We start from the raw sequence: 2,842 nt of genomic DNA, 5'->3' as shown, positions 1-2,842 counted from the left end.
GAGGTAATTATGACGAATTTAGATTCTACAATCAACAAAATCAGTTTTGACCTGGCAGACTCAGTTAAAACCGATAAAAAGAAAAAAAATAACTTAGAAAAAGCTTTTGGTGTTCTGGCCAATGACGGCGTCTATGCTTTTTATGTTTTTTGTATAAGTAAAAAAATCTGGGATGAAGTAATTAAAAATCACTTGAGGGATTTAAAGGACTTTTTTAAAAAATATGGGGAGGATTTCAATAACGACTTTTTCCAGAAACTGTCCCAAAATCTTCCTGATCTGCTGTTCTTCAAGGATATACTCGAAAGAATCCTGACCTACACCCGCTATCATCTCAAAGCCCTGGAGAAAGATAATGAGTAAACAATGGTATGAATTGACCTTTGAGCCTATCCAGCCATTGCATATCGGCATGGGTAGTTACGGGGTGATGGCGCCGACTCGCCTGTTTATTCCCGGCTATACCATGTGGGGTGCATTAACGGCGGGACTGGGCCGTTTTTTAGGAAAAAGTGAATCAGAGCTGAATCTCGATCCGTTTCAGGAAATCTCGAATTTCTACCCGGTTATTGGTAGCGAGATTCTTTTCCCCAATTACCGAAACGGTGAACTCTGTTTTGGCAATTATACGGAAAGGCAATTTCGTTACGAATTCACCGACACCATTATGTCCACCGCGATTCTGGCGGAGACTCAATCCGCAAAGGAGAAAACCCTGCATGAGATCGAAATCCTGCTTCAGAAATCCAAAACGAACTCGGGTGACCTTTTTTGGAAAGGAATTCTTTTAATGGATTTGGATGGAGATAATAGCAAGGTCATTGCAGATTATTTAAAAGGCGGTTTGACTCTTCAGGTCGGTGGCGAAAGAACCTATGGATTGGGATTATTGCGTTTAGCAAACATTAAGGATTTAAAACCGGATAAATGGAATGTTTCTGATTCCACAAAAAATGAGATTAATGTTGATGGAAAAAGTGCCCATTATGTTACGAGTAATCATATTAATAAAGGAACTCTTGAGCCATACTATAAAATCGAGCAGAAAGAAAATAGTCAACCAATAAAAATTCATTTTTCACAGATTTATACTCCTGGTTGCGAAGGAAAAGGTATTACAGGAAAGCTTTATAAAGGAATAATTCGAGAAATTATTTAATATGAGAAGAGAAAAGGGAATTAACGCCGATTAGTTATGAAAAGAAAAATAAAAATCATTATCATAAGTAATCATAACGGATCTGCGTCTAAAAATCGAAATAACAACCTATCAGCAAATAACCATCCATGAAAAGACCATTCTACATTCTCAACGATGGCCGTCTGAGTCGTAAAGACAACACCATTTTTTTTGATAAAACTGAAACCGAAAACGAACCAGCAGTTCGCAAACCGATTCCGATCGAGACCGTCGAATCGCTCTATTGTTTTGGACAGAATGATTACAACTCAAATTTTTTCAACTTTCTTTCGGAGCATGGAATAGTCCTGCACCAATTCAATTACTACGGCTTTTATACTGGCAGTTTTTATCCGCGTGAGAAATTAGTCGCAGGCGAGCTATTGGTCAATCAAGTGAAAGCCTATCTTGATCCGGATGAACGCCTGAAGATTGCGAAGAAAATCATAGAGTCGGCGTTTTTCCACATCTTGCTGAATCTTAAAGAACATCCGGATAGGGTGTTTCACTCAATTCAAAAGATTGAGCAATTGAAATCGGATATCGATACTGCCCGGAATGTCAATCACCTAATGGTAATCGAGGCGCAGGGACGCAAGATTTACTACGATGCATGGGATTTTTTGCTAAACTGGGAAGAACCTTTTGACAAACGCAGTAAACGTCCTCCGGAAAATTCTCTGAATGCGTTGATTTCATTTGGAAATTCGTTGATGTACACGACGACTCTAGGTGAAATCTATCATACGCAGCTGAATCCGACAATTAGTTATTTGCATGAGCCGGGTGTCAGGCGTTATTCATTATCTTTAGATGTTGCAGAAATATTTAAACCGTTTCTCGTCGATAAACTGATTTTTCGCCTTATCAATCTGAAGATGATAAAGTTGGATGATTTCGACCGGGATTTGAATTTTTGTTACCTGAATGAAAAAGGGCGGAAGGTGTTTCTCAAAGAGTGGGATGAGCGGCTAAGAACGACAATCAAACACCGGCAATTGAATCGATCGGTCAGTTATAAACAACTAATCAAACTTGAACTTTATAAGTTGATCAAAAATCTGTTGAAAGAGAAAGAGTACAAACCGCTTCACGTATGGTGGTGAGGAGAACTCAGTGTATTACATCTTCGTTTATGACGTCGGACAAAAGCGAGTGGGAAAAATTCATAAGTTTTTAAAGAAGTACCTTTTTTGGATCCAAAACTCGGTCTTCGAAGGTGAGTTGACCGAAGGAACACTGGCCGAAGTGATTGCCGGGTTGAAGAAACGGATCAAAAAGGAGGCAGACAGTATCATTATTTTCGAACTCGGCGAAAGGAGTTATCGTTCCAAGCAAATTGTCGGAATCGAAAAATCTCAGGTTGGAAATTTCATCTAAAACCTTAGTCGTAAAATGAATTATGTTTTAAATCCGTCGATCAGTAAGTTAAATGTGACGATCTTTCTCAATGGAAACCAAATAGAATCAGCAGTGAACCGTAGATAATGTTTCTTCTCCTCGCTGATTTACTGCAAAATTCCTTGAAAATGTGTATAAAATGAATGATCTTTGACAAGTGATCTTTGTAAAATGATGATATTGACTGTTTTAATCAGACCAATCGTGGAATTGAAACTATATAAAGGCGCTCGAAAATCCAATGTTTCCAATAGTTTTAAT

General features: G+C 38.3%; 4 protein-coding genes. All 4 read left to right on the top strand.

The genetic code is table 11. The annotated features are described in order from the left end of the window. Nucleotides 1-9 precede the first annotated feature (9 nt). The 4 genes from COT43_00770 to cas2 all read left to right on the top strand — a co-directional run bounded on the left by COT43_00770 (nucleotide 10) and on the right by cas2 (nucleotide 2,560). Nucleotides 10-363: a hypothetical protein gene (locus COT43_00770; protein PIS30903.1), complete on the top strand. Its 354-nt coding sequence runs from the start codon at nucleotides 10-12 to the stop codon at nucleotides 361-363. Next, nucleotides 356-1,159 carry a hypothetical protein gene (locus tag COT43_00765; protein PIS30902.1) on the top strand — a complete coding sequence of 268 codons (804 nt, stop codon included), beginning with the start codon at nucleotides 356-358 and terminating at the stop codon, nucleotides 1,157-1,159. Before COT43_00770 ends, COT43_00765 begins: the two co-directional genes overlap by 8 nt. Nucleotides 1,160-1,287: 128 nt before the next feature. Further along, a complete protein-coding gene (locus tag COT43_00760; protein ID PIS30901.1) occupies nucleotides 1,288-2,286 on the top strand; it encodes a subtype I-B CRISPR-associated endonuclease Cas1 in 999 nt (332 codons plus the stop codon). 10 nt (nucleotides 2,287-2,296) lie between these two features. After that, complete coding sequence (gene cas2, locus COT43_00755) at nucleotides 2,297-2,560, top strand: CRISPR-associated endonuclease Cas2 (GenBank protein PIS30900.1); 264 nt, start codon at nucleotides 2,297-2,299, stop codon at nucleotides 2,558-2,560. Nucleotides 2,561-2,842 lie beyond the last annotated feature (282 nt).

The sequence above is a fragment of the Candidatus Marinimicrobia bacterium CG08_land_8_20_14_0_20_45_22 genome, from assembly GCA_002774355.1.
Lineage (GTDB): Bacteria > Fidelibacterota > UBA2242 > UBA2242 > UBA2242 > 0-14-0-20-45-22.
The sequence above is the reverse complement of the archived record's forward strand: the minus strand, read 5'-3'. Positions and strand labels throughout refer to the sequence as shown.

What these genes read in the sequence shown, in the direction of transcription:
- COT43_00770 (PIS30903.1), top strand. Translation starts at nt 10, where the DNA reads ATGACGAATTTAGATTCTACAATCAACAAAATCAGTTTTGACCTGGCA.
- COT43_00765 (PIS30902.1), top strand. Translation starts at nt 356, where the DNA reads ATGAGTAAACAATGGTATGAATTGACCTTTGAGCCTATCCAGCCATTG.
- COT43_00760 (PIS30901.1), top strand. Translation starts at nt 1,288, where the DNA reads ATGAAAAGACCATTCTACATTCTCAACGATGGCCGTCTGAGTCGTAAA.